Annotated in this window: 22 protein-coding genes; 12 read left to right on the top strand and 10 right to left on the bottom strand. The window is 70.4% G+C overall.

Going from position 1 to position 24,945, the window contains the following annotated elements:
• The first annotated feature begins 36 nt into the window (after positions 1-36).
• A complete protein-coding gene (locus tag JQS43_RS15475; RefSeq protein ID WP_239675097.1) occupies positions 37-384 on the top strand; it encodes a hypothetical protein in 348 nt (115 codons plus the stop codon).
• 49 nt (positions 385-433) lie between these two features.
• Here JQS43_RS15475 and JQS43_RS15470 read toward each other — a convergent pair whose 3' ends face one another.
• The 3 genes from JQS43_RS15470 to aceA all read right to left on the bottom strand — a co-directional run bounded on the left by JQS43_RS15470 (position 434) and on the right by aceA (position 3,917).
• Positions 434-1,051, bottom strand: a complete 618-nt coding sequence (locus JQS43_RS15470; RefSeq protein ID WP_239675096.1) for a LemA family protein — start codon at positions 1,049-1,051, stop codon at positions 434-436.
• On the bottom strand, positions 1,048-2,457 hold the full coding sequence (locus tag JQS43_RS15465; RefSeq protein WP_239675095.1) for a DUF2207 family protein: 1,410 nt from the start codon (positions 2,455-2,457) through the stop codon (positions 1,048-1,050). The genes JQS43_RS15470 and JQS43_RS15465 overlap by 4 nt, the downstream gene beginning before the upstream one ends.
• A 158-nt stretch (positions 2,458-2,615) precedes the next feature.
• Entirely contained in the window at positions 2,616-3,917 is a 1,302-nt protein-coding gene (gene aceA / locus JQS43_RS15460; RefSeq protein WP_239675094.1) for an isocitrate lyase, read from the bottom strand.
• A gap of 142 nt (positions 3,918-4,059) precedes the next feature.
• Here aceA and JQS43_RS15455 point away from each other — a divergent pair, with 142 nt between their 5' ends.
• From JQS43_RS15455 to JQS43_RS15435, 5 genes are all read left to right on the top strand, one after another.
• Positions 4,060-5,535 carry an XRE family transcriptional regulator gene (locus JQS43_RS15455; RefSeq protein WP_239675093.1) on the top strand — a complete coding sequence of 492 codons (1,476 nt, stop codon included), beginning with the start codon at positions 4,060-4,062 and terminating at the stop codon, positions 5,533-5,535.
• A gap of 60 nt (positions 5,536-5,595) precedes the next feature.
• Positions 5,596-7,200 (top strand): malate synthase A, encoded by a 1,605-nt coding sequence (gene aceB, locus JQS43_RS15450; RefSeq protein ID WP_239675092.1) that lies wholly within the window; start codon positions 5,596-5,598, stop codon positions 7,198-7,200.
• A gap of 60 nt (positions 7,201-7,260) precedes the next feature.
• Positions 7,261-8,382, top strand: a complete 1,122-nt coding sequence (locus JQS43_RS15445; RefSeq protein WP_239675091.1) for a sensor histidine kinase — start codon at positions 7,261-7,263, stop codon at positions 8,380-8,382.
• Positions 8,379-9,047: a response regulator gene (locus JQS43_RS15440; RefSeq protein WP_239675090.1), complete on the top strand. Its 669-nt coding sequence runs from the start codon at positions 8,379-8,381 to the stop codon at positions 9,045-9,047. Before JQS43_RS15445 ends, JQS43_RS15440 begins: the two co-directional genes overlap by 4 nt.
• A gap of 89 nt (positions 9,048-9,136) precedes the next feature.
• A complete protein-coding gene (locus tag JQS43_RS15435) occupies positions 9,137-11,215 on the top strand; it encodes an MMPL family transporter (RefSeq protein ID WP_239675089.1) in 2,079 nt (692 codons plus the stop codon).
• A gap of 59 nt (positions 11,216-11,274) precedes the next feature.
• Here the strand turns inward: JQS43_RS15435 and JQS43_RS15430 are convergent, their stop codons facing one another.
• Positions 11,275-11,865, bottom strand: a complete 591-nt coding sequence (locus JQS43_RS15430) for a TetR/AcrR family transcriptional regulator (protein WP_239675088.1) — start codon at positions 11,863-11,865, stop codon at positions 11,275-11,277.
• 89 nt (positions 11,866-11,954) lie between these two features.
• Here JQS43_RS15430 and JQS43_RS15425 point away from each other — a divergent pair, with 89 nt between their 5' ends.
• On the top strand, positions 11,955-12,455 hold the full coding sequence (locus tag JQS43_RS15425) for a DoxX family protein (RefSeq protein WP_239675087.1): 501 nt from the start codon (positions 11,955-11,957) through the stop codon (positions 12,453-12,455).
• 7 nt (positions 12,456-12,462) lie between these two features.
• On the opposite strand, the gene JQS43_RS15420 is transcribed toward JQS43_RS15425, so the two are convergent.
• On the bottom strand, positions 12,463-13,980 hold the full coding sequence (locus JQS43_RS15420; RefSeq protein ID WP_239675086.1) for an aminopeptidase P family protein: 1,518 nt from the start codon (positions 13,978-13,980) through the stop codon (positions 12,463-12,465).
• A gap of 62 nt (positions 13,981-14,042) precedes the next feature.
• Between JQS43_RS15420 and asnB the strand changes: the two genes are divergently transcribed.
• Positions 14,043-16,004 (top strand): asparagine synthase (glutamine-hydrolyzing), encoded by a 1,962-nt coding sequence (gene asnB / locus JQS43_RS15415; protein WP_239675085.1) that lies wholly within the window; start codon positions 14,043-14,045, stop codon positions 16,002-16,004.
• Between the two features lie 109 nt (positions 16,005-16,113).
• The gene (locus JQS43_RS15410; protein WP_239675084.1) at positions 16,114-17,346 is read left to right on the top strand and encodes a L,D-transpeptidase; all 1,233 of its coding nucleotides are present in this window, start codon (positions 16,114-16,116) and stop codon (positions 17,344-17,346) included.
• A 37-nt stretch (positions 17,347-17,383) separates the two neighbouring features.
• Here the strand turns inward: JQS43_RS15410 and JQS43_RS15405 are convergent, their stop codons facing one another.
• Positions 17,384-17,779: a thioesterase family protein gene (locus JQS43_RS15405; protein WP_239675083.1), complete on the bottom strand. Its 396-nt coding sequence runs from the start codon at positions 17,777-17,779 to the stop codon at positions 17,384-17,386.
• Positions 17,780-17,966: 187 nt separating this feature from the next.
• Here JQS43_RS15405 and JQS43_RS15400 point away from each other — a divergent pair, with 187 nt between their 5' ends.
• The gene (locus JQS43_RS15400) at positions 17,967-19,016 is read left to right on the top strand and encodes a phosphatase PAP2 family protein (protein ID WP_239679454.1); all 1,050 of its coding nucleotides are present in this window, start codon (positions 17,967-17,969) and stop codon (positions 19,014-19,016) included.
• Positions 19,013-20,542, top strand: coding sequence for a polyprenol phosphomannose-dependent alpha 1,6 mannosyltransferase MptB (mptB, locus tag JQS43_RS15395; RefSeq protein ID WP_239675082.1), 1,530 nt, complete (start codon positions 19,013-19,015; stop codon positions 20,540-20,542). The genes JQS43_RS15400 and mptB overlap by 4 nt, the downstream gene beginning before the upstream one ends.
• A gap of 278 nt (positions 20,543-20,820) precedes the next feature.
• Here mptB and JQS43_RS15390 read toward each other — a convergent pair whose 3' ends face one another.
• Positions 20,821-22,104, bottom strand: a complete 1,284-nt coding sequence (locus JQS43_RS15390) for an MFS transporter (protein WP_239675081.1) — start codon at positions 22,102-22,104, stop codon at positions 20,821-20,823.
• A complete protein-coding gene (locus JQS43_RS15385; protein ID WP_239675080.1) occupies positions 22,101-22,595 on the bottom strand; it encodes a MarR family winged helix-turn-helix transcriptional regulator in 495 nt (164 codons plus the stop codon). The genes JQS43_RS15390 and JQS43_RS15385 overlap by 4 nt, the downstream gene beginning before the upstream one ends.
• 139 nt (positions 22,596-22,734) lie before the next feature.
• Between JQS43_RS15385 and JQS43_RS15380 the strand changes: the two genes are divergently transcribed.
• Positions 22,735-23,148, top strand: a complete 414-nt coding sequence (locus tag JQS43_RS15380) for a nitroreductase family deazaflavin-dependent oxidoreductase (protein WP_239675079.1) — start codon at positions 22,735-22,737, stop codon at positions 23,146-23,148.
• A 4-nt stretch (positions 23,149-23,152) separates the two neighbouring features.
• Here JQS43_RS15380 and JQS43_RS15375 read toward each other — a convergent pair whose 3' ends face one another.
• Together JQS43_RS15375 and JQS43_RS15370 are read right to left on the bottom strand one after the other, a co-directional pair.
• Entirely contained in the window at positions 23,153-24,355 is a 1,203-nt protein-coding gene (locus tag JQS43_RS15375) for a metallophosphoesterase (protein WP_239675078.1), read from the bottom strand.
• Positions 24,356-24,376: 21 nt separating this feature from the next.
• Positions 24,377-24,937, bottom strand: a complete 561-nt coding sequence (locus JQS43_RS15370; RefSeq protein WP_239675077.1) for a dihydrofolate reductase family protein — start codon at positions 24,935-24,937, stop codon at positions 24,377-24,379.
• Between the last annotated feature and the right edge of the window lie 8 nt (positions 24,938-24,945).

The raw sequence follows: 24,945 nt of genomic DNA, 5'->3' as shown, positions 1-24,945 counted from the left end.
ACTCTACGCTGGAGAAGGCGATGGAAGGGGAGGGCTATGGGCTCGGCGGGGATCCTGATCCCGTTGTTGGTGATCTTCATGGTCTTCGGGGGGATGGGGGCCATCATCAAGCTTGTGGAGGGCCGGCGTCAGCATCAGCTGGAGCTGAAACGGGAGGAGACCCGGCAGGCCGAGGCCAAGGCGAAAGAGCGGGAGATCGAGCAGCGCCGCGCCGAGCTGGAGTATCGCGAGGCGCTGCTGGAGTTGGAACGGTTCGACCGGCGCTCCGGCCAACCGCCCCGACCGGTGCCGCCCGAGCTGTATCCGCCTGGCACCGCAGCGCCGGACCGGCCCCGTCCCGAGCTGCCGGACGATCCGGCGGCGGAAGGGCCGGCACCTGCCTGACCACCGGGCGTAACGACCGGACGTAACCACCACTGGTCGCCGGTGGAGCTTAGCGCGCGGTGCCGGTGACTGGATCGCCGTGCTGCAGCTGGATCCGGTCGCGTTCGGCGCCGATCGCCGCGAAGAACGGCGGTGACCGGAACCCGCCCGCCCGGGCCACCAGGTTGCTCGGCACCGCTTGGACCGAGTTGCGTAGCGTCTGCGCCGCGCTGTTGTAGAACTGGCGGGCGTGGGTGACCCGGTCTTCGCTGTCGATGAGTTGCTCGTGTAGCTGTTGGAACGTCTGGTCGGCGCGTAGCTGCGGGTAAGCCTCGGCGCGGGCGAACAGCTGGCCGAGCGCGGAGCTGAGTTCGTGTTCGGGGTCGGCGCGGGGCTCCGGACCGCCGGCGCTGGCGTGCTGGGCGCGGGTGCGGGCGGTCACCACCGCGCTGAGCGCCGCCTGTTCGTGGCCGGCGTAGGCCTGCACCGTGGTGACCAGGCTGGGGATCAGGTCGTGCCGGCGTCGTAGCTCAACATCGATCTGTGCCCACGAGGCGTGCACCTGGTTGCGCTGCCGGACCAGCCGGTTATAGGTGTAGATCGCCCATCCGAGCACCAGCAGCAGCGGCGCTCCGCACGCCACGCCGACCAGGAGCGGGACGAGGACCGTGTACGCCGCGGCGGTCATGGCACCGCGACCGGTTCGATGACGCTTCGCCGCGGGCCGGGGCGGAGCACCCGGTAGCCGGTGATCCGGCGCGACCATGGGCGGACGGTCAGCTCGGCGATGTCGCCGGGGTGGAGGTCGTGGGCCCACTGGGCCGGCAGACCCCAGGCGGTGGTGGTGTCCACCCCGCCGGAGTCGACCGCGAGGTGGTAGAGGAGCGGCTCGCCCTGGCGGCCGTGCTTGCTCTTGCGGGTACGGGCGACTTTGCTCCACAGCACCTCGCCGGTGATGGTCCGGGGCTGGGCTAGTTCGATCACCCCCCGAGCCAGGGTGTAGAGGGCGTAACCCGCCAGCGCGGCGCTGATTACCAGTGCCCCCAGCCCGAACGTGTCGATTGGCGCGGGTGCTGGCCGGGAATCGGCGAGCCCGGCGGCGATCGAGCCGAACCGGCTGAGCACTGCGGCGATGAACAGCAACACCAGCAGCTGTAACAGCAGGCCGGGTAGGGAGCGGCCGTAGTGGGGGCGTAGCCGGGGGTACCGGATCCGGACCCGTCGCCAGTGCCCCTGGTAGGCGGACCAGACTCGCCGGTCATCCCCCATGCCCAGGTCGAGGACCGCGCTCGTGGTCCGGGTGACGCCGAGCGCCGCGCCGTAGGCGAGGTACCGCTGCCACAGGGTCACCGCCGCCGGCGGCAGCTGCGCGAACTCCTCATGGCCGCGGAGCCAGCTGCGTACGCCGAGCCAGCGACTGGCCGCGGCCCGCCCGGTGGGGGTGTCCCGTTCGCTGTTGGCGAGGCCGTTCATCGCGGTGGAGATCCCCACGGTGATGGCCATCGCCAGCACCAGCACCACCGGATTGATCGATCCCTGTAGCACCGCGGCGCCGAACGGTACGACCGCCGCCACTCCGGCGATGCTCGACAGGGCGGTCTGCACGGCGGGGCTGAACCGGCCGCGGGACAGTCCGCGTGCCCGCGCGTCCGCCACGATCTCGCGGTGCAGTTGGCGTTGCCAGGCGGCGGCTCGACGCGGGTCCCGGAAGGTGAGGGCGGTGACGGGGACGACTCCGGCCACGGCCAGTTGCCGGACCCGATCCAAAATTCGCGCTTCGAATGGCAGTATTGGTCCAGGATTGCCGGGCTGGCGCAGGTGCACAGTGGTGTTGCGGGGTTCGTGGCCGGTCTGGCGCAGCTCCAGCCAGCCGCGAGCGGCCAGGTCCAGCAGGGTCGCCTCGGCCGCGTCCGGGGTCAGCCGCCACCGGTTGACCAGCAGGTTGACCACGGCCGGCGGCTCGGGGCCGAGGTCTGGGGAGGCGGGTGCCGCGCGGACGCCCCGGGTGCGGGTGCCCAAGAAAAGCGCAAGGTACGCGACGAGCCACACCCCGGTCATGGTCGCCAGCAGCACGGTGAAGACGGTTACGGACATCGCCAACCAGCCTCGGCTCGGAACATGGTGGCCTCACCATATCCGGGCCGGGCAAGTCGCGGGTCGGGGAGCTGCCTGGTGCCGCGGCAGCTCCCCGACCGTGGCGGCGCGACCGCGACCGCGGCAGCGGCGGTGCAGACGCGAGCGGTGCGAGCGGGCTAGAACTGGGCGTGTTCAGTGGACCCGGACAACGCGACAGTGGTGGCGGTGGGCGCCACCGCGGTGGCCACCAGGTCGAAGTAGCCGGTGCCGACCTCCCGCTGGTGGCGGGTGGCGGTGTAGCCGAGCGGCTCGGCGGCGAACTCGGCCTGTTGCAGGGCCACATAGGCGCTCATGCCAGTGTCGGCGTAGTCGTGGGCGAGCGTGAACATGCCGTGGTTGAGCGAGTGGAACCCGGCCAGGGTGATGAATTGGAAGGCGTAGCCGAGCTGCCCCAGCTCCCGCTGGAACTTGGCGATCGTGTCGTCGTCGAGGTGCTTGCGCCAGTTGAACGACGGCGAGCAGTTGTAGGCCAGCAACTGGTCCGGGTATTGCGCCCGGATCGCCTCCGCGAACGCCCGGGCGGTGTCGAGATCCGGTGTGGAGGTCTCCATCCACAGCAGATCCGCGTACGGGGCGTACGCCAGCCCGCGGGCGATGCAGGCGGACAGCCCGTTGCGGACCCGGTAGAAACCTTCGCTGGTGCGTTCGCCGGTCAGGAACTGCTGATCCCGTTCGTCGACGTCGCTGGTGATCAGTGAAGCGGATTCGGCGTCGGTGCGGGCGACGACCACGGTGGGCACGCCGGCCACGTCGGCGGCGAGCCGGGCCGCGGTGAGCGTCTTGACGTGGGCCTCAGTCGGGATCAGCACCTTGCCGCCCAGGTGGCCGCACTTCTTCTCGCTGGCGAGCTGATCTTCCCAGTGCACGCCCGCCGCGCCGGCGGCGATCATGCCCTTCATCAGCTCGAAGGCGTTCAGGACTCCGCCGAAGCCGGCCTCGGCGTCGGCGATCACCGGGGCCAGCCAGTACGGCGACTGGTCGAGCCCTTCGGCCCAACAGATCTCGTCGGCCCGAAGCAGTGCGTTGTTGATCCGGCGGACCAGCTGCGGGACTGAGTTGGCCGGGTACAGGCTCTGGTCGGGGTAGGTGTGGCCGGCCTGGTTGGCGTCGGCGGCGACCTGCCAGCCGGAGACGTAGATCGCCTTCAACCCGGCCCGGATCTGCTGGACCGCTTGCCCGCCGGAGAGCGCGCCGAGCGCCGGGACGAAGTCCTCCTCGTGCAGCAGCCGCCAGAGGCGCTCCGCGCCGAGCCGGGCAAGTGTGTGTTCTTCCTGGATGCTGCCCCGAAGACGGACCACGTCCTCGGCGGAGTAGGTGCGGGTCACGCCCGCCCAGCGTGGGTTGTCCCGCCAGTCGGCCTGCAGCGCATCGATCGCCTGCTGCCGGCTGTCGACCGGCGCATTCGTGGCAACAGTCATGACTCGTACCTCCCGATCCGCGGTCACGGCGGTCCCGCCGGCCGCAACGCGTTCTGCAATACTGCGAGAATTACCCGTTGGTTGCTGGGTTACTACCCAGTAAGCCGGTGAAAATCGCTAGTTCTTTCGCTATGGTGAACAGGTGGCAGAGGTGACCGAGGGTTCTGCGGAGGCCGGCGGGGCGGGTGAGATCGACCTGGCCACATTCGGGCAGCGGCTACGGCACTACCGGCTAGCGCGAGGGCTGACGCTGGCGGAGCTCGGTCAGCGGGTCGGCCGGGCGCCGTCCGCACTCTCCGCGCTGGAGAATGGCCGGCGCGAGCCGAAGCTTTCGCTGCTGCAAGCGCTTGCCCGAGGGCTCGGGGTCAGCACCGAGCAGTTGTTGGAGCGGGAACCGCCCAACCGGCGGGCCCAGTTGGAGATCGCGATCGCCAACGCTGCGCAGGACCCGTCGCTCGCCGAGGTGGACCTGCCGGCGTTGAAAATCTCGAAGCGGGTCGGCACCGACGTGTTGGAGCACATCGTCGCGCTCTACGGCGAGCTTCGCCGCCGGGACGCGATGCGGGTGGCCACCCCGGAGGAGGCCCGGCGGGCCAACACCCAGCTCCGGCGGATCATGCGCGAGCGCGCCAACTACTTCCCGGAGATCGAGCAGGCGGCTGCGAAGACGCTCACCCCGGTCGGCCACCGTGACGGTGCGCTCTCGCAGGCGATGCTGCGGGGCATCCTGGCGCAGCACGGCTTCAGCCTGCACTACGCGGCGGACCTACCCTGGTCGGCGCGGTCCATCGCCGACCTGCGGCATCAGCGGATCTATGTCCGCCGGGAGCCGATGGGGATGCACACCGCCCCGACCATCGTGTTGCAGACGTTGGGGCATGTGGTGTTGGGGCACGCCCCACCGCGCAGCTACTTCGAATTCCTCCAGCAACGGGTGGAGGCGAACTACTTCGCCGCCGCGGTGCTGGTGCCAGAGCAGGCCGCGGTGGCGTTCCTGCGGGAGGCGAAGCAGCGCCGGGACATCGCGGTGGAGGATCTCCGTGACCGGTTCGCGGTCTCCTACGAGATGGCGTGCCACCGCTTCACCAACCTGATCACCGAGCACCTGGGGATCGTCTGCCACTTTATCCGCTGCGACGAGCGGGGCATCATCTACAAGGCGTACGAGAACGACGGGCTCGCCTTCCCGGTCGATCCGCTGGGCGCGATCGAGGGGCAGCGGATGTGTCGACAGTGGGCGGGGCGCCGGGTCTTCGGCGCCGGTGATCGCTACTCGATGTATTACCAGTACACCGATGCCCCAGACGGCACCCACTTCTGTATCGCCCACGTCGATCCTGGGCGGGAGCGGGACTTCGCGATCACCCTGGGGGTGCCGTACCTGGAGTCGCAGTGGTTCCGGGGGCAGGAGAGCGCCGCCCGGGCCCGGTCGCGTTGCCCGGACCCGGCTTGTTGCCGTCGCCCGCCGGCGGAGCTGACCCGTCGGTGGGAGGGGATGAGCTGGCCGTCGGCGCGGGCGCCATCGCATGTGTTGGCGACGCTGCCGCCGGGCAGTTTCCCTGGGGTGGACGACACCGAGGTCTACGCGTTCCTGGAACGTCACGCCCTCGATTCTTGACTCGTCCGGTACGCTCAGAACTTAACTTACTGGCCAGTAACTACGAGGGGTGCGTAGCGCATGCAGTTGCCTGAGGGCGTCGAGGTGCTCGGTCCGATCCATGAGCGGTACGAAGAGGTGCTCAGCGTCGAGGCGCTAGAGTTCCTCGCCGACCTACAGCGCCGGTTCGCCGCCGACCGGGGCGACCTGCTCGCGGCCCGCGCTCGCCGGCAGACGGAGTTGGACGCCGGCAGCCCGCTGGAGTTCTTGCCCGAGACCGAGTCGGTTCGGCAGGACCCGGACTGGCGGGTGGCGGAGCCGGCCCCCGGGCTGGTCGACCGGCGGGTCGAGATCACCGGGCCGACCGACCGCAAGATGACTATCAACGCCCTGAACAGTGGGGCGAAGGTGTGGCTGGCCGACTTCGAAGACGCCAACGCTCCACTGTGGGAGAATCAGGTCGGCGGCCAGCTCAACCTGATGGACGCGCTGGATCGGCGGATCGACTTCCGCGACGAGAAGGGCAAGGAGTACGCGCTGCGCCCCGCTGACGAGCTGGCGACGATCGTGGTGCGACCGCGCGGCTGGCACCTGCCCGAGAAGCACCTCCTGGTCGACGGGGAGCCGATCTCGGCCAGCCTGTTCGATTTCGGACTCTACTTCTTCCACTGTGCCAGGCGACAGCTCGATCGCGGCGCCGGGCCGTACTTCTACCTTCCGAAGCTGCAGCATCACCTGGAGGCCCGGCTCTGGAACGAGGTCTTCGTCCGGGCCCAGGAGCTCGTGGGCATCCCGCGGGGCACCATCCGGGCGACCGTGCTGATCGAGACGATCCCGGCCGCCTTCTGCATGGAGGAGATCCTCTACGAGCTTCGCGAGCACTCGGCCGGGCTGAACGCCGGCCGGTGGGACTATCTTTTCAGCGTCATCAAGACCTTCCGGACCCGCGGCCGTGACTTCGTGTTGCCCGAGCGCAACACCGTGACCATGACCGCGCCGTTCATGCGGGCCTACACCGAACTGCTGGTGAGCACCTGCCACCGCCGCGGCGCCCACGCGATCGGCGGCATGGCGGCCTTCATCCCGAGCCGCCGCGACCCGGCCGTCAACGAGCAGGCGCTGGCGAAGGTGCGGCAGGACAAGCGGCGGGAGGCGGGCGACGGCTTCGACGGCTCCTGGGTTGCCCACCCGGACCTGGTGCCGATCTGCCGGGAGGAGTTCGACGCGGTGCTCGGCGACCGGCCGAACCAGCTGGACCGGCTACGCGACGACGTCTCGGTCAGCGCCGCCGAGCTGCTCGACGTCGCCGCCACCCCGGGCGAGATCACCGAGGCCGGGCTGCGCAACAACATCAGCGTCGGCCTGCAGTATCTCGCCGCCTGGCTGGGCGGCAACGGTGCGGTCGCGATCTACAACCTGATGGAGGACGCCGCGACCGCCGAGATCTCGCGATCGCAGGTGTGGCAGTGGGTGCACAATGACATCCGCCTCGCCGACGGGCGGACGGTCACCGGCCATCTCGTCAACGACCTGATCGAGGAGGAGCTGGCGGCGATCGCGGACGCGGCCGGCGAGTCGTTCGACGCCGCCGGGTTCGCCCAGGCGGCGGCGTTGTTCCGGCAGGTGGCACTCGCCGAGCACTACGAGGAGTTCCTCACCCTTCCGGCGTACGACCAGCTGCGCTGACCGGCCGCTGCGGTCAGTCGGCACGGTAGGAATGGTCGGCTGTCACGGTAGCGTCGAGCGATGACACTCCGCTCCACTCTCGGTGATCTTGCGCTGGCAGTGGGCTGTGGAGCGCTGGTCGTCATCGGCAGTGGCCTGGCGGAGGCCAACCAGCCGGCGCGGGAACCGCTCGACCCGCTGGGGTGGGCCGCCATCGGCCTGGCCTGCGCAGCGCTGGTGCTCTGGCGCCGACGCCCGGTGCTGGCGTTCGCGGCAGTCCACGTCGCCCTCGTCGGTTACCTGATCGGCGGGTACGCGTACGGGCCGGTGCTGCTGCTGGCGGTGCCGGTGATGTATTCGGTCGCGGTACGCACGACCCGGCATTGCGCCGGTGGCCTCTTCCTGGCCGCGATGGTGGCGGTGCTCACCACCGTCGTCGTGGTCGAGCGGCCGGTCTCGGCCGAGGACGTCGTCACCTATGTCGCGGTGTGGAGCGTCACGCTGATCACGCCGCTGCTGGGAGGCCTGATCGTGCGGCTCCAGCAGGAGCAGGAGCAACGCGAGCGGAGCGAGGAGTTGGCCCGGCGAGCGTACGAGGTCCGGCTCCGGGTGGCCCGGGAGGTGCACGACGTGGTGGCGCACGGCCTCGCGGCCATCAGCATGCAGTCCGGCGGCGCCCTGCATGTGCTCGACCGGGACCCATCGGCTGCCCGGCGGTCGCTGGAGGCGATCCGGCAGACCAGCGGCGATGCCCTGGCGGATCTGCGAGGAACGCTCGGCTATCTGCGGGAGCCGCCGGATCAGCGGCCAGGGCTGGCCCAGCTCGACACCCTGGTGGCGCGCTGCGGGTTGGCGGTGGCGGTATGCCGGGACGGGGCACCGCGTCAGCTCCCGCCCGGGGTGGACCATGCCGCGTACCGGATCCTGCAGGAGTCGTTGACCAATGTGTTGCGGCACGCTGGTGTCGGTGCCGCTACCGTACGATTGAATTTCGCTTCGGACAGCTTGCTGGTCGAAGTGGTCGACGAGGGAGTCGGGAACCCTGCGGGCGCGGCGGCGGCAGCGCCGGCGCCTACCGGCGGGCACGGCATCGCGGGGATGCGGGAACGGGCCAGCGCGGTCGGAGGCGCGCTGACCGCGACTCCTCGATCTGAAGGAGGGTTCGTGGTGCGGGCGCGGCTTCCGATCCCGGTGCAGTCGTGATCTCTGTGGTCATCGCCGACGACCAGCCGCTGCTGCGCGGCGGGGTGCGGATGGTGCTGGACTCCGAACCGGACATCGTGGTGGTGGGCGAGGCGGCCGACGGGCACGCCGCCCTGGCGATGCTCCGGCGCCACGCTCCGACCGTACTCCTGCTGGATGTCCGGATGCCCGGGCTGGACGGTCTGGCGGTGCTGCGGCAGGTCGCGGCCGACCCCGGGCTGGCGGGGGTGCGGGTGGTGGTGTTGACCACCTTCGACCTCGACGAATACCTGTACGAGGCGCTGCGGCTGGGAGCCGCTGGCTTCTTGTTGAAGGACGCGGACCCGGCCGAGCTGCTCCGAGCCGTGCGAGTGGCGGCGGAGGGCGAGGCGGTCCTCGCCCCGTCGGCTACTCGTCGACTGGTCGAGACCTTCGTCGCCTCCGCCGTCGACGGGCCGTCAGCAGCGGCGTCTCCCGAGGCGGCGAACCTCACCCCGCGGGAGCAAGAGGTCGTCTCGCTGGTGGCGCAAGGGCTGACCAACGAGGAGATCGCCGCGCGATTGGTGCTGAGCCCGGCGACGGTGCGCACGCACGTCGGCCGCGCGATGTCCAAGGTGGCCGCCCGTGACCGTGCCCAACTGGTGGTCTTCGCCTACCAGTCCGGGTTGGTACGTTCCTCGACGTAGCTGCCCGGCCAAGTACAGCAGCGGACGTAGTCGCAATCGTCGTCGGTGAGCGGATGCCGGTGCGGACAGCGGTTAGGCAGAGTGTCATCGTGCGTAGCGCGCGGACCTCCAGACCTGCTCTACGGTGGAGCACCTGGGCGATCCTGGGCGGTTGGCTGGTGGTGCTGGCCGCCGTGGGGCCGCTGGCCGGACAGCTCGCCGGCGAGCAGGTCAACGACACCGCCGCCTACGCGCCACACGACGCCGAGTCGTCGCAGGTGCGCGAGCTGCTCGCGGAGTACGGAGCTGACACCGGGCTGCCGGCGGTGGTGGTGTACCACCGCGCCGGCGGCCTGAGCGGGCGCGACCAGGCAGTGGTGGCAGAGCAGCAGGAGCTGTTCGCTGCCGAGACGGTCGGCGTGGTCGGGGAGCCGGTGCCCACCCCGGACGGTGAAGCGGTCCTCATCGTGGTCGACTTCGACGACGAGGACGCCGGCTACCGGGGCGCGCAGCAGCTCCGGGAGCTCGCCGAGACGGACCTGCCGGCCGGCCTCGCGGTCTACGTCACCGGACCGGCCGGGTTCGTGGTCGACAGCGCCCGCGCGTTTCTCGACGTCGAGCTGACTCAGGTGCTGGCCACGGTGGCCGCGGTCGCGCTGCTGCTGCTGATCAGTTATCGCAGTCCGGTGCTGTGGCTGGTGCCGCTGGTCGGCATCCTGGTGGCGGTGGCCGCCGCCCAGGGCGTCGTCTACTTGCTGGTGGTCTGGCTCGACCTGACCATCAGCGGCATGACTCAGGGGATTCTGACCGCCCTGGTCTTCGGCGCGGGCACCGACTATGCGTTGCTGCTGACCGCCCGCTACCGGGAGGAGCTCCGGCGGCACGCCGACCGCTACGAAGCGGTGCTCGCCGCGGTCCGGCGCAGCGGGCCGGCGCTGCTTGCGTCGGGCGGCACTGTGGTGTTGGCCATGCTCTGCCTGCTGCTGGCCGAGATGACCACCAATCGGAGCATCGGCCCGGTCGGGGCGGCCGGCATCGTGGTGACCATGCTGGTGATGCTTACCCTGTTCCCGGCGATGCTGGCGTTGCTCGGCCGGTGGGTCTTCTGGCCGCGGGTGCCCCGCTACACACCATCGCCGGCAGCGCAGCCATCGGTGGATGAGCCACCCTCAGTCGAGGAGCCCCGATCGGTGTGGCACCGGGTGGCCCAACTGGTCGGTCGGGGCCCACGGCCGGTGTGGGTGGTGACCGCACTGGTGCTGGTGGCGATGTCGGCCGGGTTGCTGGGCGCCCGGGTCGGCGTGCCGATGTCCGATACCTTCACCCATGACCCCCCGGCGATCGCCGGTCAGCAGGTGCTGGCGGAGCATTACCCGGGCGGTTCGTCGTTGCCGGCCGATGTGGTGGTCGCGGCCGGGGCGAGCGAGCAGGTGGCGGAGCTGCTAGCCGGCGTCGCCGGGGTCGCCGAGGTGGGAGAACCCACCCGGTACGGTCCTTGGGAGCACCTGCCGGTGGTGCTGGCAGATCCGCCCGAGAGTGCGGCGGCCGAAGCCACTGTTGGGGCGATGCGGGCAGCGCTGGCGGATCGGGTCGATGGCGTCGCGCTAGTCGGCGGTGAGACCGCCACCAGCGTGGACACGGATGCGGCGACCGCCCGCGATGTCCGCCGGGTGATTCCGCTGGTGCTTGGACTGATCCTGCTGGTGCTGATCGTGCTGTTGCGGGCGATCGTGGCACCCGCGCTGTTGCTGGGTACGGTCATCCTGTCCAATGCCTCAGCGTTCGGACTCGCCTGGCTGTTGTTCGACCGGGTCCTGGGGCTACCGGGCTTCGACAACCAGGCGGTGTTGCTCGGCTTCGTGTTCCTGGTGGCGCTCGGGATCGACTACAACATCTTCCTGGTCAGTCGAGCCCGGGAGGAGGTGGCCCGGCATGGGCACCGGGCCGGGGTGCTCCGAGCGCTGACCAGTACCGGTGCGGTGATCACGTGCGCGGGGTTGATTCTGGCGGCCGCGTTCACCCTGCTCGGGGTGATCCCGGTGGTCCTGACCGTCCAGCTCGGGTTCATCGTTGCGGTCGGGGTCCTGATCGACACCTTCCTGGTCCGGTCGTTGTTGACGCCGGCCCTGCTGTTGGAGCTGGGCCGCGCATCGTGGTGGCCCGGAAACCCAGCCCGAGAGAGCTGCTAGCGGACCGGCGGGTTGCGGTTGCCGGGATCCGCTCGCCGGGGAGTTCCGGTCAGCGCGGTTCAGTGGAAGTGGTCGGCTGTCGATGGGGCGAAGAGGACACGGGCCACCTGCCGGGCGGCCGAGGCCGGGTCGTCGCCGAGATCTGGCGGGAAGGCGCCGGTGAGCCAGAGGTTGGCGAAGCCGTGCACCAGCGACCAGGCGGCCAACTCCTCGGTGCGGCCGGTGGTGCCGCTCGGAGCCTCCGGGAGGGTCCCGACCGCTGCGGCGAGCGCGTGGGTGCTCTGGCTACGGGCCGCCAGGAGTTCTGGCGCGGTGGGGTCGTAGAGGTCGGGCCGGAACATCACCTCGAAGTGGGCCCGGTGGGTCACCGCGAACTCGACGTACGCCACCCCCACCTCGAGCAATTCGCCGGTGTCCGCGAGCACCGCGGTTAGTCGGTCGGCCAGCAGCGTGAACCCCTCGGCGGCGACGGCGGTGAGCAGCCCTCGCTTGTCGCCGAAGTGATGAGCCGGGGCGGCGTGGGACACCCCGGCGCGGCGGGCCAGTGCCCGGAGGCTGACGTGAGTGGGGCCCACCTCGTCGATCATTGCTGCGGCGCGCCGGAGTAGCTCCCGCCGAAGGTCCCCGTGGTGGTACGGCCGCGACGTCATGCCTGCACCCTAACTGGCAATCTTGTCGCCGACAAGATAGGCTCGCCCCAGTCAGTCTTGACACTGGCAAGTTCGACGGAAGAGGTTCCATGGCCCCGCTCTTAGTCCTGCTCGGCGTGGCGTCCCTGACGCTGGTGACGATCGCCGCCGCCCCGCGGTGGTCGGTGCGCCGGCACTGGCCGGCGGCGATCCGGTTCGGCCTGGCCGCGATGTTCGCGGTCACCGGCGTGACCCACTTCGCGTTTCTGCGCGAGGACCTGATCGCGATGGTCCCGCCGGCACTGCCGGCACCTGGTCTGCTGGTCACCGTCACCGGTGTGCTGGAGTTGGCCGGAGCGGCCCTGTTGCTGTGGCGTCGCACGGCGGCCCTGGCAGCGGCCGGGTTGACGCTGCTGCTGTTGGCGATGTTCCCCGCCAACGTGTACGCGGCGGTCAACGAGGTCCAGTTGGCCGGGGAGCCGGCGACCCCGTTGCTGCCGCGGACCGTGCTGCAGGTGGTGTTTATCGCCGCCGCTGTCATCGTGTGGGCCACCCACCGCCAGCGCGGACCGGTCGGGATCGCGCTCCCGCCGGCCACCGGCGGGTCATGAGTGCGGGTTAGCCGGGCAGGCGAGGGCCGGCGGCGCGCTGGGCGGCGAGCCAGCTCTCGACCTCGTCGGCCTGGCGCGGCAGCCCGGCTGAGAGGTTCACCGCCCCTTCGGCGGTGCAGACCACGTCGTCTTCGATCCGGATGCCGATGCCCCGCAGCTCCGCCGGGACCAGCTCGTCCTCGGGCTGGAAGTAGAGGCCCGGCTCGATCGTGAACACGTAGCCCTCGTCGATCGCGCCTTTTCGGTAGTGCTCGGTGCGGGCGTGGGCGCAGTCGTGCACGTCGATGCCGAGCATGTGGCCGAAGCCGTGCAGGGTCCACCGGCGGTAGATCGTGGAATCCTTTTCCAGCGCCTCATCCACCGTGCCGGGCAACAGACCCAGCCCGGACAGGCCCTCGGCGAGCACCCGGTTGATGGTCAGCGCCAGGTCCTCCCACTTCAGCCCGGGCTTGACCGCGTCCAGCCCGGCCTGCTGCGCCGCGTAGACGAGGTCGTAGAGCTCACGCTGGGCCGGGGTGAACGTGCCGGAGACCGGCAGGGTGCGGGTGACGTCGGCGGTGTAGAGGTGGTGCCCCTCGACCCCCATGTCGGCGAGCAGCAGCTGGCCGGGGGTGATCTGGGCGTCGTTGCGGATCCAGTGCAGGATAGTGGCGTTGGCGCCGGAGCCGACGATCGAGGAGTAGCCGACGTCGTTGCCGTCGTGCCGGGCCCGCAGACCGAAGATGCCCTCGATCAGTCGTTCCGAGACCGGCCGGTCGGCCGGCAGCGCCCGGGCGCAGTCCTCGAAGCCGCGGATCGTCGCGTCGACCGCCGCCGCCAGTTGGGCGATCTCCCACTCATCTTTGACCAGCTTCAACTCCGAGATGGCCCAGGCCAGCTCGCGGTCGCGGGCGCCGGCCCGCTCCGCGTCGTAGCGCCGGACCGCGGCGTCGACCGACTCGTCCAGTCCGCGCAGCACCCGGGTCCGGGCCGGGGCGCAGTCGGCCAGCGCTCGCGGCAGCTCCGCCAGCGGGGCGGTCTCGATGCCCAGCTCGGCGGACTTCTCGGCCAGCGTGTGCCGGCGGCCGATCCACAGCTCGCCGTACTGCCGGTCGCGGAAGAATTCGTCGGCGGCGCCGCCCGCCGGGTCGCCGCCGCGGGGGGAGCGGGGGCGGACGTAGAGTGTGGCGTCGTGGCCGTCGCCGGTCGGCCGCAGCACCAGCACGCTGTCCGGGTCGTGTTCGCCGGTGAGCCAGACGAAGTCGCTGCCGGGCCGGAACCGGAAGTTGGTGTCGTTGGCGCGGACCCGCTCCGGACCGGAGGGGATCACCAGCGTCTCGCCGGGGAAGCCGGCGGCGACGGCGGCGCGGCGGGCCGCGTAACGGTCGGCCTCCGGCCGGCGGCTGACCGGTAGCTCCTGGTCGCGCCAGCCGGTGCGCATGAACTCGAGCAACCGGGGCGGGAAGTCCGGGTCGTGCGACTCGGTGCCGGTGGCAGGCGCCTGCTGCGCCGCCGACTGCCCCTCCGCGACCTGCTGTTGCGCCATGACGCACCCCTTCGTGCCGGTGTCTGGACTTCTCGACCGTACCGCGTGAAAAGATGACCTCCATGTGCGGACTGCTCGCCTTCTTCAGCTCGTCGGCCAACGCCGAATCACACCGGGACCAGCTCGCGGCTGCGCTCGAGTGCCTGCATCACCGGGGCCCGGACGAGACCGGGGTCGAGGTGATCAAATCCCCCGACGGCGCCGGCACCGACGCGGTCTTCGCACACAAACGGTTGTCGATCATCGACGTGGCCTCCAGCCACGAACCGCTGTCGTACGCTGACGGCCGCTACCTGCTGACCTTCAACGGCGAGATCTACAACTACGTTGAGTTGCGCCAACAGCTGGCGCGGGAGTACGGGGCACAGTTCGCGACCGCTGGCGACGGCGAGGTGATCGTGGCGGCGTACCACTATCTCGGTGAGGCGGCGGTGCACCTGCTGCGGGGCATGTTCTCGTTCGTCATCTGGGACCGGGAGCAGCGGCGGGCCTTCGGCGCCCGCGACCCGTACGGTATCAAGCCGTTGCACTACCTGCGTACCGACGACGGGGTCTATCTGGCTTCAGAGAAGAAGGCGCTGCTGCCGTTCGCGCCCTCGGCGGTCGCGGGCGACGCGGGGGTGGACACCGCGAACCTGTCGCATTACCTGACGCTGCAGTATGTGCCGGAGCCGCGCACCCTGCACCACGGGATCGAGCGGATCGGCTCGGGGGAGTGCCTGACCTGGAGCCCGGGCGGCGAGGTGACCGTCCGCCGCTGGTACCAGCCGGTGTTCCGGCCTGCGCCTGCGCCGGACCCGGAGGCGCTCTACGACCGGATCCGGGACGTGCTGCGGGAGAGCGTGCGGATGCACATGCGCGCCGATGTCCCGGTGGGCGCGTTTCTGTCCAGCGGGATCGACTCCACCGCGGTGGTGGCGCTGGCCCGGGAGTTCCACCCCAACATCCAGACCTTCACCGTCGGGTACGACGTCGAGGGCTACTCGGAGATCGACGTGGCCGTGGACTCGGCCAAGCACCTGGGGGTGGCGATCCACCCGACCAAGATCGGCCCGCAGGACATGATGGCGGCGTTGCCGAAGATCGTCTGGCAGTTGGACGACCCGGTCGCCGACCCGGCGCTGGTGCCGCTCTACTTCGTGGCGAAGAAGGCCGCCGAGCACGTCACCGTGGTGCTCTCCGGGGAGGGAGCCGACGAGTTCTTCGGCGGCTACACCATCTACCGGGAGCCGCTGTCGCTGGCGGGGGTGCAGTCCCTGCCGGACGGGGTGCAGCGGGGGTTGCGCGCGGTCTCGAAGGTGATGCCGGAAGGGGTCAAGGGCAAGAGTTTCCTGGAGCGCGGGACCACCCCGATCGAGGAGCGTTACTACGGCAATGCCCGGATCTTCACCGAGGAGCAGAAGCAGCGGCTGCTGCGCCGCTACGATCCGGCGGTGCGCTACACCGACGTGACCGCGCCGGTCTACGCCGAGGTGCCCGACCTCGACGAGGTCACGCAGATGCAGTATGTGGACCTCTACACCTGGCTACGCGGCGACATCCTGGTCAAGGCCGACCGGATGTCCATGGCCCACTCGCTGGAGGTGCGGGTGCCGTTCCTGGACAAGGAGGTGTTCGAGGTCGCCGCCACCATCCCGGTGGAGCTGAAGCTGCCGCCCCGCTCCCGGGACACCAAGTTCGCGCTGCGGCGGGCGCTGGCGCAGGTGGTGCCGCCGGCGATCGTGAACCGGCCGAAGCTGGGCTTCCCGACCCCGACCCGGGTGTGGTTGGCGGGGGAGATGGCCGACTGGGCGGACCACATCTTCGCCACCTCGGGCGCCGGCGATCTGCTCGACCTTGGATACGCCCGGGAGTTGTTGCGGGCCCACCGTAGCGGCGAGGCGGACCACTCCCGCAAAATCTGGACGGTGCTGGTCTTCTGTGTCTGGCATGCGATCTTCGTGGCCCGCACCCTGGACCCGGGCGTGGAGCGTAACCAGTCTGCCCTGCTTACGAAGCCGGTTGTGGGGTCGATGGTGTCCTGACCAACCCACCCCCTCTTGTCCGGATTACCCAAAACTCCCCCAGTCGTGGCTTTTGTCAGGCACTATGGGGACAACTGGAGAATAACTCACATTCCAGTTGGGGGGTCCGATGGCACGGGTCGTGGGCGGTTGGCGTGGTTGGGTTGCTCTCGCGGTGGTGGTGCCGCTGAATCTGGTGGCGTGCGGGCGCTCTGCGGCTCCGCCTACGCCGGACGGGGACCTGTTGAACGCCGACGGGTCACCCGTGCTTCGGATCACTCCCCCCACCGGCGCGGACGACGCTCCCCTGAGCACCGAGATCGGTACCGAGGTAACGGGCGGAGTGCTCAGCGAGGTGGCGCTGGTCGACGAGGACGGCGACCGGGTGGCGGGGCGGATGCGGGCCGACGGCACCGGGTGGGTGCCGAACCAGCCGTTGGCGCCCGAGACCACTTACCGCGCGACCGTCACCGCCGCCAACCGCGATGGGCAGCGCAGCACGGTCGAGACCAGCTTCACCACCATGACCGAGCCGGAACGGCGTACCGACACCGGGCTGTACCTCCAGGACGGCGCCGAGTATGGCGTGGCGATGCCGGTGGTGGTGGAGTTTCACCAGCCGGTGCCGCCGGAGGCCCGGGCCGAGGTGCAGCGCCGGATGTTCGTCAGCACCGACCCGCCGCAGCCGGGCGCCTGGAGCTGGGTGGCCGACGGTCGGCAGGCGTTCTACCGGGCGCCGGAACACTGGCAGCCCGGCACCACGATCAGCGCCCGGATCGCGCTCGACGGCCACCCCACCGGCGACGACCGCTACGGCGACGCCGACCGGAGCGCCACCGCGACCATCGGGCGGGCACTGTCGATCGAGGTCGACAACGCCACCAAACAGATGACCGTCGAAGGCGACGGCGTCGAGGCCCGGAGCATGCCGGTGAGTCTGGGCAAGCCGAGCACCCCCTCCTCGTCGGGCAACCTGGTGGTGATGTCGCGCAAGGCCAGCACTATCTTCGACACCTTCGCCGAGCTGGGTGACGCCGGATATCGGGTGGAGGTGGCCTACGCGATGCGGCTCAGCTGGCAGGGGGAGTTCATTCACGCCGCCCCGTGGTCGGTCGGCGACCAGGGAGTCCGCAACGTCTCCCATGGTTGTGTCAACCTCGCCACCGCCGACGCCCAGTGGCTCTACGAAGTGATCAAGGTGGGTGACCCGGTGACGGTCACCGGCACCGAGCGGCAGATCGAGCACGGCAACGGCTGGACCGCCTGGGAACTGTCGTGGGACGAGTTCATCGAGGGCAGCGCGCTGCCGGTCGCCGACGATCCGACGGAGCTGGCGCTCGCGACGGCGCTGCCCGCCAACTGACCCGGGGCGGGGTGGCCGGACCGCCCGGCCACGCCGGTTACTCGCCGAGCGCCTTGGCCAGGAACTTCTGGCGGTCGACCAGGGTGCGTTCGATCCGGCCCTCGGCGACCGGCTCGCCGCCCGCGGTGACCCGGAGCTCGAAGAGCAGCCGCCGCCCGTCGACCTTGGCGAGGGTGGCGACCGCGGTCACCACAGTGCCGATCGGACTCGCGGTGGTGTGCTCCAGCTCCACCTCGGTGCCCACGGTGGTCCAGCCGGGGACGAGCTTAGGTGCGGTCGCCGCGACGGTGGCGGCCTCGGCGAGCGCCAGCACCCGGGGAGTGCCCAATACCGGCACGTCGCCAGAGCCCAACGCCTGCGCGGTGTCTGCGTCGGTGACGGTCAGCTCGACCTGTGCGGTGAGCCCTGCGGTAAGAGTTGGCTGCTGCTCCATATCGTCAGGGTAGGCGCCCAGCGCGGGTCATAGCACCCATTACCAGCCGTGGCGACGGCCGCGATTTACTCGGCATTAAGCTGTTCGCGTGCCGACGGACGCCACCCAGACAGAGTCTCCCGCCAGTAGCCTCGCCCCCGAGCAGCTCCCACCCGTGATTGACCGCCGGCGTCGCCGGATCATCGGCATGACGATCTGGGGGCTCGCCTTCGTCGTCGGCTGGCTCACCATCGGGCTGCCCACCGAACCGGTCTACATGTTCGTGTGGTTGTGGACCGCCACCATCGCCTGGCGCAACTTCGAGCCGTGGCGGGTGCACCTGGGGTTCGTCCGGGACTGGGCGCCGGTGGTGGTGCTCCTGGTCATCTACAACCTCTCCCGCGGCTTCGCCGAGTCGACCGACCCGTACGTCACCGAGTTGATCAACGCCGACGTGTGGATGTTCGGCTGGCTCACCGGCGGTCAGGTCCCGACCACCTGGCTGCAGGAGCACCTGTACGACCCGGACCGGGTGCACTGGTGGGACATGCTCGCCAGCTGGGTGTACTTCTCGCACTTCGTGTTGGCGATCGGCGTGGCGCTGGTGCTGTGGCTGCGGAACCGGGCCAGGTGGGCGGCGTTCATCCGGCGGTTCCTGTTTCTGTGCGCGGCCGGGCTCGCCACCTACTTCATCTACCCGGCGGCCCCGCCGTGGTGGGCCTACGAGCACGGCTATCTCACCGAAGCGGTGGACCGGATCTCCACCCGCGGCTGGGCGGAGCTTGGCCTGCACGGCGCGTACAACGCGTTGAACACCGGCCAGCTCGCCTCCAACCCGGTCGCCGCCATGCCCTCCCTGCATACCGCCTGGGCGCTGCTAGTGGTGGTGTTCTTCCTGCCGCAGCTGCGCCGGCGGTGGTGGCCACTGCTGCTGACGTATCCGTTGGCGATGACCTTTACCCTGGTGTATGCGGGTGAGCACTACATCATCGACGTGTTGGCCGGGTGGGTGTACGTCGGCTTGACCTTCTTGGTGGTCGGATTGGCGGAAAAGTGGTGGTGGGCGTATCGCGCACGCCAGCGCGCCGCAGCCGACGCCGAGCGCGGGGCCGGGGAGGCAGCTGCCGAGCCGGAAGCCGACCCGGCAGATGCCGAGCCGCTACCCAGACAGCGAAACAGCGAGACCGATGAGTTCGCGGTGGCTGCGGTCTCGGAAAGGGACGATAACCCGGCGCCGGAGCAGCGGGCGGCGGGTTGATCAGCCGGCTCCGGTGGCTCGGGTTCGCTGGCGGGGTGCTCCTCGCGGCGGCGGCGGTGCTCGCCGGGGCCGGGCCTGGGCCAGCACCAGCGACCCAGGCTGAGGCGCTCTGGGGGCCGGACTGGTGGTTCCGGCTCGGACTGCTCAGCTACCTTGGCGGGCTGATCCTCGTCGGCGGTGCGTGGTGGCGGCTCGGCCGGGCGTGGCGCGACCCGGAGCGCGGACCTTCTTTGCGGTGGGTCCTGGTCACCGGAGCGTTGTGGGCGGCGCCGCTGCTGATCGCGCCGCCGCTCGGCAGCCGGGACCTGTACGCCTACGCCTGCCAGGGCGCCGGCTGGCTGGCCGGCTACGACCCGTACGCGGTGGGCGCCGCCGGGAGTGACTGCCCCTGGCTGGCGTCGGTGCCGCCGCTCTGGCAAGAAACCACCACGCCGTACGGTCCGGTGGCGCTGCTGGCGGCGGCCGCGGCGGTGGCGGTCGCGCAGGCGTTGGCCACCGATTCGTCCGCGCAGCTCTGGTTGGCGCTGGCCGGGCTGCGGCTCGGTGCGGTACTCGGCGCGGTGCTGCTCGCCGCCGCCCTGCCCCGGCTGGCGCGCGCCTGCGGAGTCGCCCCCGGTGCGGCGATCTGGCTGGGAGCGATCAGTCCGCTGATCGTCGTCCACGTCGTCAGCGGAGGCCACAACGACGCGTTGGTGGCCGGGCTGCTCGTGGCAGGGCTGGCGTTGGCGGCGTCGGCTGCGCCGTCAGCGCAGGGGGCGGCCGGACGCGGGCCGGAGCCGGGCGTCCGAGGGTCAGCGGTGGTGGTAGCCGCTGGGGCGGCCATCGGCCTGGCGGTGGCGGTTAAAGTGACAGCGCTGGCTGCGTTGCCGTTCGTGCTGCTGTTGGTGTTGCGCCGGGGATGGTGGGCGGTGGGGCTGGCGGCGCTCGCCGCGGGCGGGTCGTTCGCGGCCGTAAGTATCGTGACCGGGCTCGGCGTTGGCTGGTGGACGGCGTTGACCGACACCGGCACCCTAGTCCAGTGGAGCTCGCTGCCCAGCGCACTGGGCATGGCCGCCGGCTACCTGCTGTGGGGACTGGGCGCACCGGGCGCCTTCGACACCGTGGTGGCGGTGGCCCGGACCCTCGGGGTTGCGGCTCTCGCGGTGCTCGCGCTCGTGGCGTTCTGGCAGGCGTGGCAGCGGCGCGACCAGGTCCAGGCGGTGGTGCTCCGGGCCGGGGTGGTGCTCGCTGCGGTGGTGATACTCGGCCCGGTGGTCTACCCCTGGTACGCGGTGGCGGCGCTGGCGGTGCTCGCCGCCTCGGTACGGTCGCTCCGGGCCCGCTCCTGGCTGGCGATCGCAGCGGTTGGCTTGACCGTGCTCACCCTGCCGAGCGGACTCGGGGTGCCGGTGCTGACCAAGTTCCCGGGCTCGTTACTGGTCGCGGCGGCGTGTCTGGTGGGCGGCGGCTGGTGGCTCTGCCGTTGGCGTCGGCGCCGGCAACCCGGGCCGGCCCTGGCGGCGCCGACCGAATCGCTGTCCGCCTGACCGGGCGCGGCTCAGCCGGTCCACGGCAGGTCATTCCGGGGCACCATCCGGAGTTGCGGGGCATTTCGGACATGGTTGGGCAGGGAGGGATCTTGCGTACGGAAAAGTCGGACATTCCGGTGTGCAAGATCCCTCCCTGCCCAACCATGTCGGGGTAACCAAGAAGGGCATGCCAGCTGGTGCGGGTACCCGTAGGTGCCTGAAAGCGGGCATGGCAAACCTCTCGCTCCACGGTCATCAATCGCAGCGGCGTGAGCTGCCGGGCACCAGTGAGGTTGTCACAACGTGGCCGGGGTAGCAGGTGCTGGCTGGGTGGTGTCGGTCGACTCGGCGGGGCGGAAGCGACGGAACGCCGGGTGGGTGGCGGCGATTGCGGCGATCGCGACGACCGCCAGTAGGCCGCCGCTGACCAGCGCGATCGTCGATGAGGTGAGGCCGCCGACCAGGCCGCCCCGGAAGTTGCCGAGGTGCGGTCCGCCGGCTACGAGGACGTGCTCGACCGAGCTCGTGCGGCCGCGGTGCGAGTCCGGCGTGGCGAGCTGCACGATCGCCCCGCGCGAGATCATCGAGACGGTGTCGGCGGCGCCGGCGATCGCCAGGCACCCGAGCGCTAACCAGAGTGAATGCGCGAAGCCGAAGCCGGCGAGGCCGATGCCCCATACGGCCGCGGCGACCAGCACCACCCAGCCAGGGCGCCTGGCCCGGGTCACCGTGCCGGAGAGTAGGCCCGCGCCGATCCCGCCGACAGCGATCGCCGACAGGAACAGCCCCAGCACTCGCGGGTCGCCCCCGAACCGTTCCTCGTTGACCAGCGGGAAGAGTGCGATCGGCATCGCGAGCAGGGTGGCGGCCAGGTCGGTGAGGAAGGCGCCGCGCAGTACCCGGTTGCGCACGACCAGGAACCAGCCGCTGAGCAGCCGCTGGCCGGTCGGCGCCTCGCTGCTGGTGGTGGGGGGAATCGCCGGCAGCCGCGCGACGCTGTAGAGCGCGATTCCGGTTGCGGCAGCGTTGATCAGATAGCAGGCGGCGACGCCCCAGTGGGCCGCGATGATCCCGGCCGCCGCAGGTCCAACGAGCATCGCGATCTGGAAGCTGAGGTGGTGCAGCGCGATGCCGGCCGCTACCTGGTCGCGGGGCAACAGCCGGGGGAGTACGGCCCGTCGGGCTGGTGCCCCCAGGCCAGCGGCGGCGGCCTGGGCGCCGATCAGGCCGAGCACCAGCGGCAGCGAGCTGATTCCGGCGAGCGCCTGGGCAGCCAGGAGGGTTGAGATCACCACTGCTCCGGATTTTGCCCAGAGCAGCAGCACTCGGCGGTCGAGCCGATCGGCGAGCGAGCCGCCGAACAGACTGAACGCAATCATCGGGACGACGTGTGCGACCCCGATCGAACCCACCCAGAACGGGTCGCCGGTGAGGTGCCAAACCTGGAGCATCAGCGCCACGACGGCGAGCTGGTGGCCCAATCCGTCGGCGGTGAGTCCGAACCAGAGCCGCCGGAAGGCAGGCGCGGTGCGTAGTGGGCGGGTATCGAGCAGCAGATCGGTCTTGGCGAGCAGGCTCATTCGGCATCGGTGGACGGGTCGAGATGGGCCACGACCCGGTCGTAGAAGCTGCGGTGTGCCAACGCCTCGGCGAGGTCGGCGACGACCCGTGCCAATGGGTACGGGACCTGGGCATCGAGCTCAGCGAGCGCGGATTCGGTGGCGCGCCACTCCGCCTCCAGTAGCGGGACCAGTTCCCGGCCGAGCGCGGTCAGGGACACCAGCCGGGTGCGGGCGTCGTCTCCGGCGCCGGCGGAGACCAGCCCTTCCCGCCGCATCACGGTGATCGTCTGGCTCATCGCGGAGTGGCTCACATCGACTTCGTGGGCGAGCGCCCGGATGGTCATCGGCCCGAGATGGTGGAGCCGGATCAGCGCCATGCTGAAGCGGGGCCGGACGCCGACCACGCCCCGGTCGGCGTAGAGGCGGGCGATGTCGTCGTTCATGCTCTCCAGCAGTTGGCGCAGCGGCCGGAGTCGGCTGGTCCGAGTGGGGTCGGCGGAGATTGTCACAGCGTTAATATAACAGCGCTCATATAATCTTCCCGGCGGGCCCGGCTATCGCCGGCGTCGGGGATAGCGGTGCGCCGCTGGATACACTGTTGACGATGACTGTCGGAGTAACCGTGACGGCGGAAGGGGCAAGGCGCGCATGCTCTTCGGTGACGAACACGTCCGGGTCTATGAGGAGACCGATGGCGCGGAGGGTCACATCTGGCTCAACGGCGCCCCGGTGCTGATCCTCACCACTACCGGGCGAAAGAGCGGCCAGCAGCGAAAGACGCCGCTGATCTACCAGCAGGTCGACGGTGGCTATGTGGTCGTCGCCTCGGCCGGCGGCGCCGACCAGCACCCGGGCTGGTTCCTGAATCTGCAGGCAGATCCGGAGGTGCGGGTCCAGGTGGGGGCCGACAAGTTCCCTGCTCGGTCCCGGGTCGCCGACCCGCAGGAGCGGGCGGCATGGTGGCCGGCCATGGCCCGGGTGTGGCCGGATTACGACAAGTATCAGACCCAGACCGAGCGGGAGATCCCGTTGGTGCTGCTCGAGCCCGCGATCATGAGCTGATGCGTCAGCCGCGGTCCGGCAAGGGCGCCGGCGCGCGCAGCGTCAACAGCGTGATCTCGCTCGGCGCGAAGATCCGCAACGGCGGCCCCCAGAAGCCGGTGCCGCGGGTGGTGTAGAGCTGGGTGCGGTCGCCGTGCCGAGTCAGGCCCTGCAAGGTCGGCTGGTCCAGCCGGACCAGCAGGTGGAACGGCCAGATCTGCCCACCGTGAGTGTGCCCGGACAGCTGTAGGTCGACCCCGTGCGCGACCGCTTGCGGGAGCTGTTTGGGCTGGTGGGCCAGGAGCAGCACCGGTAGCGCGGGGTCCGCGCCGGCCAGGGCGGTCGCCGGGTCCGGCCGGTGGCCCGGTGCCGCCGAGCCACCGGCGGTCGCGTCGTCCACCCCGGCGACGATCAGCTCGGACTCGCCGCGCCGGAGCACCAGATGGCGGTTGTGCAAGGATTCCCAACCGAGCGTCTGCAGGTGGTCCAGCCAAGACTGCGCGTCGCCGAAGTATTCGTGGTTGCCGGTGACATACACCTTGGCCAGCTGGGCCCGCACCTCGCCGAGCGGGGCGGCCTGCTCCCGCCGGGCCTCGACGGTGCCGTCGGCGATGTCGCCGGTATGGCAGACCAGGTCCGGCTGGAGTTCGTTGACCACCGTGGTCACCCGGGCTGACCATTGCCTTCGATCGATCGGGCCATAGTGGGTGTCGCTGAGCAGCACCACCCGGAGGCCGTCCAGGCCGGTGCCGAGCCGGGAAAGGGTCACCTCTACCTGACGGATCCGCGGGACCCGCATCGCCTCCCGGTAGCCCCAGGCCACAAGCGTGACCGTGATTACCACAACCGCACCGGCGATCAGTCGCGAGCGCAACGGGTCGGCTAGCCCTGCCACCGCCAGCACCGGCCGGATCAGGTTGCCCAGGAGCGACCAGGCGAAGAGCACCCAGACCACGCCGAGCATGGTGTCGCCGGTCCGGGCAGCCCAGTCGACCTGGCGGCCGTGCCCGCGTAAAAGCAGCCACGGCAGCGCCCCGGCCGCGCCGGCGAACCCGACGGTAGAGAGCGCGATCATCCAGGGCGGCCATGCCGTACCGGCCAGCGTCAGCGTCCACCAGGGCACCCCGAACAGCAGCGTCACCACGGCCGTGACCAGGGCTGTGAATCGTAGCGCCCGCCCGCGGCGGCTGGTGGCCTTCGCCGGGGTGGCGGCAGCCTCGGTCGTCATTAGTTCAGCGTAGCTAGCCGATCAGTGGTGGAGTGCGTACCGGAGGAAGGCGACGCCGTTGTCGAACCGGCGCTCGTCGAGCAGGTCCAGCTCGACTCGCAGCCCGTCCGGTAGGAATCGGGTGCCGCCCCCGACGATCACCGGGGTGACGAACATGTGGCACTCATCGACCAGCCCGGCGTTGAGGGCGTGGCCGGCGAGGGTCGGCCCGGCGACGGTTACGTCCCCGGCAGACTCCGCTTTCAGCTTTCGCACCACGGCCGGGTCGAAGCCGCGGTGCAGCTGTGTCCGTTCGCTGGCCGGCGCCGTCAGGGTGGTGGAGTAGACGACCTTGTCGGCGGCCTGCCACAACCGGGCGAACTCCAGCTCAGCCGGGGTCTGGTCGGGGAGCGTGTGCGAGGTTTCCCAGTAGGTCATGAGCTGGTACATCCGGCGCCCGTAAAGGTAGGTGCTGACCGACCGTTCCTGTTCGTTGATGAAGCTGTGCACCTGTTCGTCCGGCTTGTTCCAGTCGAATTCGCCGTCCGGGTCGGCCACGTATCCGTCCACGGACATGAGCATTGAATAGATGAGCTTTCCCATGGTTCCCG

Source organism: Natronosporangium hydrolyticum, from assembly GCF_016925615.1.
GTDB classification, from domain to species: domain Bacteria; phylum Actinomycetota; class Actinomycetes; order Mycobacteriales; family Micromonosporaceae; genus Natronosporangium; species Natronosporangium hydrolyticum.
The sequence above is the reverse complement of the archived record's forward strand: the minus strand, read 5'-3'. Positions and strand labels throughout refer to the sequence as shown.